Annotated in this window: 6 protein-coding genes; 4 read left to right on the forward strand and 2 right to left on the reverse strand. The window is 71.8% G+C overall.

Going from position 1 to position 6,000, the window contains the following annotated elements; genetic code table 11:
• The first annotated feature begins 67 nt into the window (after nt 1-67).
• Nucleotides 68-859: an RNA polymerase sigma factor SigF gene (locus ACWCPN_RS25890; protein WP_451210513.1), complete on the forward strand. Its 792-nt coding sequence runs from the start codon at nt 68-70 to the stop codon at nt 857-859.
• 242 nt (nt 860-1,101) lie between these two features.
• Nucleotides 1,102-1,911 (forward strand): VOC family protein, encoded by an 810-nt coding sequence (locus tag ACWCPN_RS25895; RefSeq protein ID WP_451210516.1) that lies wholly within the window; start codon nt 1,102-1,104, stop codon nt 1,909-1,911.
• A gap of 75 nt (nt 1,912-1,986) precedes the next feature.
• On the opposite strand, the gene glgX is transcribed toward ACWCPN_RS25895, so the two are convergent.
• Both glgX and ACWCPN_RS25905 read right to left on the reverse strand, forming a co-directional pair.
• A complete protein-coding gene (glgX, locus tag ACWCPN_RS25900; RefSeq protein ID WP_451210556.1) occupies nt 1,987-4,170 on the reverse strand; it encodes a glycogen debranching protein GlgX in 2,184 nt (727 codons plus the stop codon).
• Between the two features lie 23 nt (nt 4,171-4,193).
• A complete protein-coding gene (locus ACWCPN_RS25905; RefSeq protein WP_451210519.1) occupies nt 4,194-4,706 on the reverse strand; it encodes a pep a2 in 513 nt (170 codons plus the stop codon).
• Nucleotides 4,707-5,009: 303 nt separating this feature from the next.
• Between ACWCPN_RS25905 and ACWCPN_RS25910 the strand changes: the two genes are divergently transcribed.
• Nucleotides 5,010-5,309, forward strand: coding sequence for a DUF5133 domain-containing protein (locus ACWCPN_RS25910; protein ID WP_199209366.1), 300 nt, complete (start codon nt 5,010-5,012; stop codon nt 5,307-5,309).
• 106 nt (nt 5,310-5,415) lie between these two features.
• A partial coding sequence (locus ACWCPN_RS25915) for a maltotransferase domain-containing protein (protein ID WP_451210522.1) occupies nt 5,416-6,000 on the forward strand: 585 nt, incomplete at its 3' end.

The following is a 6,000-nucleotide window of genomic DNA, read 5'->3' on the forward strand; positions in this document are numbered from 1 at the left end:
CCAGCATCCGAGCGCGCTCCCTCCCGCGGTGTCTGTCGATCAGCACCTGCTGAGAGAGGTGCGCGCGATGCCTGTCACTCGCAGCGCCAGGCCTCACCCCCACGACGACGCACCCGACACGGGCGAGTCGTTCGAACGGCTGGCGAGCCTGCCCGAAGGTCCCGAGCGCCGGATCCTCCGGGACGAACTGGTCCGGCTCTGGCTCCCGATGGCCGAGCGGATCGCCGTACGGTTCCGAGGTCGCGGGGAATCCCTCGAGGACCTGTACCAGGTGGCCGCGCTGGGCCTGGTCAAGGCCGTCGACCACTACGACCCGGCCCGCGGCCGGGCCTTCGAGGCGTACGCGGTGCCCACGATCACCGGCGAGATCAAGCGGCACTTCCGCGACCACATGTGGACCCTGCACGTGCCGCGCCGCGTGCAGGACCTGCGCAACCGGGTGCGCGCCGCCCTCAAGGAACTGGCCCAGACCACGCCCGGCCGGGCGCCCACCGTCGCCGAGATCGCCGCGCAAACACGGCTGAGCGAGGACGAGGTGCGCACCGGCATGGAAGCGCTGGAGTGCTTCTCCGCGCTGTCCCTGGACGCCGAGGTGGCCGGCACGGAGGGATACGCGCTCGGGGACTCCCTGGGTTCACCGGACCCCGGCTTCGACCTGGTCATCGACCGGGCCGCGGTCAAGCCGTGCCTGGCGGCGCTGCCCGAACGTGAGCGCACCATCCTCTACCTGCGGTTCTTCGGCGGGATGACGCAGAGCCGGATCGCCGAGCACCTGGGCATCTCGCAGATGCACGTCTCACGCCTGCTGAGCAGCTGTTTCGACCGGCTGCGGGAGGAACTGCTCGCGGAGGCCGGCTGAGGCTCAGTCCCCCGCCGCGATGGCCTGCTCGCCGACGGCGTGCGAGACCACCGCCTCCTTCGGCTGGTCGACTCCGCCTCCAGCTCGACGATCCGGTCCGCGTCGCTGTGCGTCATGCCCCCACCGTGTCACCCGCCTGGACGATCGGCACCGGGGTACTCGACGAGCACATCCGGCCCTTCCGGTTGGACACTGGTGCGTGAGCGGTGGCCGCCGGGCCCCGAGACTCAGGACGCGACACCATGAACGATGACAAGCCTGCCGGTGGCGGGACGAGGACGCGGGAGCTCGTATCGACGCACTCCGTCTTCGGTGCCCCGTGCTGGGTGAGCCTGACCAGCCGCGATCTGGGCGCGACCCAGGAGTTCTACTCGGCCCTGCTGGGCTGGCGGTGGCGGGGCGCGAAGCTCGGCGAGCACTTCCGCATCGCCCTGGCGAACGGGGTTCCGGTGGCCGGGATCGCCGCGGTCGCCTCGATGTGGCAGATGGCGGTGGCCTGGACCCCGTACTTCGCGGTGCCGGACGCCGACGTGGCGGTGGCCCGGGCCCGGGAGCGCGGCGGTACGGCGGCGGTCGGGCCGCTGTCGTTCCCGCCGGGGCGGGCGGCGCTGCTCGCCGACCGGGACGGGGCCACCTTCGGCATCTGGCAGGGCGAACTGGTCGGCAACTGGGAGGCCTGGCGCCGGGCGGCCCCGACCTTCATCCGGCTGCACACCCGCAACGCCTTCGACTCGGCGATCTTCTACGGCGAGATCCTCGGCTGGGCGTCGGGCAAGCCGGGCTGCTGCGAGGTCCAGTACGAGGGCGGCGAGGTGGTGCTGCGCAGCCGGGGGGACGTCGTGGCGCGCATCGACTCGGGCGCGGTCGAGGCGGCCCCGGACCCGACCGTGCGGCCGCACTGGCAGATCCACTTCGCGGTGGACGACGTGACGGGATGTGCCCGCACCGCCGAGAAGCACGGCGGCAGCGTGCTGAGCGAGGACGAGCAGGAGGCGATCCTGCGCGACCCGGACGGCGCCCAGTTCACGGTCACCTCGCGCGGCACGCGCTGACCCCTGTCCGATCTGTTTCGGGGGGCCCACCGGCCGGTGGGCCCCCCGAAACAGATCGGACAGGGGTCGTGCGGATCAGCGGGTGCCGCGCGCCGGACGTGTGCCGCGCCGCGAGCGTGCGCCGCGGGCCGGGTCGAGGGCCGGGCGGGTGTCGCGGGCCGGGCGGGAGAGGAGGACCAGGCTGCGCGGCTCCACCCGCAGCCGGGTGCCGGCCTTGCGTTCGCGCTCGTCGGGGATGCCGTCCGGGTCGGCGGTGTCGATCAGGGTGGTCCAGCGCTCGCCGAAGGACTCGTCGGGCAGGCGGAAGACGACCGGTTCCCAGTAGCCGTTGAGCAGCAGCAGAAAGGAGTCGTCGACCACCCGGCGGCCGTGCGGGTCGCGTTCGGCGATGGCGTCGCCGTTGAGGAACACGCCCATCGAGTGCGCGTCCTCGCGGTGCCAGTCCCGCTGGGTCATCTCGCGGGCGTCGGGCCGCAGCCACATCACGTCGGGCAGCGGCTGTCCGGCGTTGGTCGGGGTCTCGCCGCGGAAGAACCGGCGTCTGCGCAGCACGGGGTGCCGGGCGCGCAGGCCGATCACGTACCGGGTGAAGCCGGCGAGCGAGCGCTGCTCGTCCGTGATCTCCCAGTCCACCCAGGAGACCTCGTTGTCCTGGCAGTAGGCGTTGTTGTTGCCGCGCTGGGTCCGGCCGAGTTCGTCGCCGTGGCAGAGCATGGGGATGCCCTGCGAGAGCAGCAGCGTGGCCAGCAGGTTGCGCTGCTGGCGGGCGCGCAGTTCCAGCACGGCCGGGTCGTCGGTGTCGCCCTCGGCCCCGCAGTTCCAGGACCGGTTGTGGCTCTCGCCGTCCCGGTTGTCCTCGCCGTTGGCCTCGTTGTGCTTGTCGTTGTACGACACCAGGTCGCGCAGGGTGAAGCCGTCGTGCGCGGTGACGAAGTTGACGCTGGCGCGCGGGGCGCGGCGGCTGTGCTGGTACAGGTCGGACGACCCGGTCAGCCGGGAGGCGAACTCGCCCAGCGAGCCGGGCTCGCCGCGCCAGAAGTCCCGTACGGCGTCCCGGTAGCGGCCGTTCCACTCCGACCACAGCGGCGGGAAGTTGCCCACCTGGTAGCCGCCCTCCCCCACGTCCCAGGGTTCGGCGATCAGCTTGACGCGGCTGATCACCGGGTCCTGCTGGATCAGGTCGAAGAACGCGGACAGCCGGTCCACCTCGTGGAACTGCCGTGCCAGGGTGGCGGCGAGGTCGAAGCGGAAGCCGTCGACGTGCATCTCGGTCACCCAGTACCGCAGCGAGTCCATGATGAGCTGGAGCACGTACGGATGGCGCATCAGCAGGCTGTTGCCGGTGCCGGTGGTGTCGTAGTAGTGCGCCCAGTCGCCGTCGACCAGCCGGTAGTAGGAGGCGTTGTCGATGCCGCGGAAGGACAGCGACGGGCCGAACTCGTTTCCCTCGGCGGTGTGGTTGTAGACCACGTCCAGGATGACCTCTAGGCCGGCCGCGTGCAGCGCCTTCACCATCGCCTTGAACTCGTTGACCTGCTGGCCCGAACTGCCGAAGGCGGCGTAGGCGTTGTGCGGTGCGAAGAAGCCGATGGTGTTGTAGCCCCAGTAGTTGGCGAGGCCCCGGTCCTGCAGGACGCCGTCCTGGACGAACTGGTGGACCGGCATCAGCTCCACCGCCGTGACGCCGAGCGAGGTCAGGTGGTCGATGACCGCGGGGTGGGCGAGACCGGCGTAGGTGCCGCGCAGCCGCTCGGGGACCTCCGGGTGGGCACGGGTCAGACCGCGCACATGGGCCTCGTAGATGACGGAGTCCGCGTACGAGCGGCGCGGCGGGCGGTCGTCGCCCCAGTCGAAGTACGGGTCGGTGACCACGCCCAGCATCGAGTGCCCGGCGCTGTCGCCCGGGGACGGGCCGTCGGGCGAACGCTCGTACAGCGAGGCGTGGTTGTCGATCTGGCCGTCCACGGCGCGGGCGTACGGGTCGAGAAGCAGCTTCGCCGGGTTGCAGCGGTGGCCGAGGGACGGCTGCCAGGGCCCGTGCACGCGGTAGCCGTAGCGCCGGCCGGGGCCGACACCGGGCAGATAGGCGTGCCAGACGAAGCCGTCGACCTCGTGCAGCGGGACCGGCGTCTCGGCGCCGGCCTCGTCGACCAGGATCAGCTCGACGCGCTCGGCGACCTCGCTGAACAGGGCGAAGTTGGTTCCCTCGCCGTCGAAGACGGCCCCCAACGGGTAGGGGTGCCCGCTCCACACGGGCACCCCTTTCCGGGACTTCCGTGCCGTCACCGGGCGCCCTCCAGGACGCCGTCCGCGGCGGTCGCCGGCGCGGCGAGCGCGGCCACCCGCAGCTCGCGCGGCACCTGCAGCCCCTCGGAGAGCCTCGGCGCCGGAGCGGTCGGGACCAGCGGGACGCGTTCGCCGGTACGGGCGCGCTGCGAGAACCAGATGATGACGCTTCCGGTCTCCGAGGCGCAGCAGCCCCACCCGTCGCTCATGGCGGCGATGTCCGCCAGGCAGGCCCGGAGGTCCTGGTCCGGACGCAGATCGCGGTCGTCGCCACCGACCGCCGTGATCAGATGCTGGCCGTTCCACCACATCTCGATCGACATGGTCTTGTCCGTGGCGTGCTCGTCGATCGCCCGCAGCAGCAGTTCGGCGCCGCGGCGGACGGGGGCCACGAGGTTGTCGAGGTCCCAGTAGCGGAGATGGGCGCCCAAAATGCGGCTGACCTGTCCCACCCGTTCCGGGCTGACTTCCACATCGATGTGGTAGTAGCAGGGCACTGCGGTCTTCATCGTCGCTTGCTCCTCACCCGCGAGGCTCTCGCTCCCTCACCCCGTCCGGGAGGGATCCCGGACACCGAGCGTGAGCAGTGATCGCTTCTGAGTCACCTCCCACAGTGGGGTCGCTACGCCATTCGTGCAACACGAGCATCGAACGGCCCTAGTGGTTGAACGTCCAACAGGACGGTGCGTGTCCGTGCGTGCACCATGAGTGAAAGCCTCGATCGCCGTAACGGTTCCGTGCCCACCCCTGCGCGGACACCACCCGACCGTCGGGAACGCGCCCAGTCGAGAGCGTGGAAGGTGAAGAGGGTCATGCTGCTCCCCGCCAAGGCCGAAGTGGCCAGGCAGTTGCGGCGTTACCGGGCCTGGGAGCGCGTGATGCTCGCCTCGCCCCACGACCGCACGGTCCGGGCAACCTTCGAGGACTCGGGCTACACCTTGTGCGTGCTGATGGGAAAACGCTGCGCCCGGGAGGCGGCGGACGCGGCGGAGCGCTATCTGCGCTCCAGTCTGGCCGGCTACCTGCGCGAGCAGGACGGCCGGTCCCAGCCGGGTCGGGCGGCGCGGCGCGCGCCGCCTTCGGAGCGGCGTTCCACGGCGCCAAGCCCATGACCTGGCACCGTACATGGCGTTCCCCACGGACCGGCAGCAGCCGGACGTGCATCGGATCGCGAGCCGGGCCCTGGGCCCGGCTTCGCGCACGGCGGAGGTGAGAACCATGCGCAGGACCCCGGCCATCGGCCGCGTACCGGTACGTGACGTCCGGCCGGCCGTGGAGTGCGGCAGGCGCCCGGCGAAGGCGGTGACCGGGGAGACGTTCCAGGTCACGGCCACCGTGTTCCGGGAGGGGCACGACGCCGTCGGTGCCAATGTGGTCCTGCGGGATCCGAAGGGCCGCCGTGGCCCCTGGACGCCGATGCGGGAGCTGTCCCCCGGCAGCGACGTGTGGGGCGCGGAGATCACCCCGGACGCCACCGGGCGCTGGACCTTCCGGGTCGAGGCGTGGAGCGATCCGCTGGCGACCTGGCGGCACACCGCCTCCGTCAAGATCCCGGCGGGCATCGACACCGGTCTGGTCCTGGAGGAGGGCGCCGAGCTCTACGAGCGTGCCGCCGCCGGGGTGCCCAAGGGGCCGGAGCGGGCCCTGGTCCTGGAGGCCGCGCACGCCCTCGGCGACGACACGCGGTCGGTCCACCACCGCCTGAAGCCCGCGCTCTCGCCGGAGGTGGAGGGGGTGCTGTCCCGGTATCCGCTGCGGGAGTTGGTGACGGCGTCGGAGGCGATGCCGCTGCTGGTGGAGCGG

The organism is Streptomyces sp. NPDC002386, assembly GCF_053593175.1.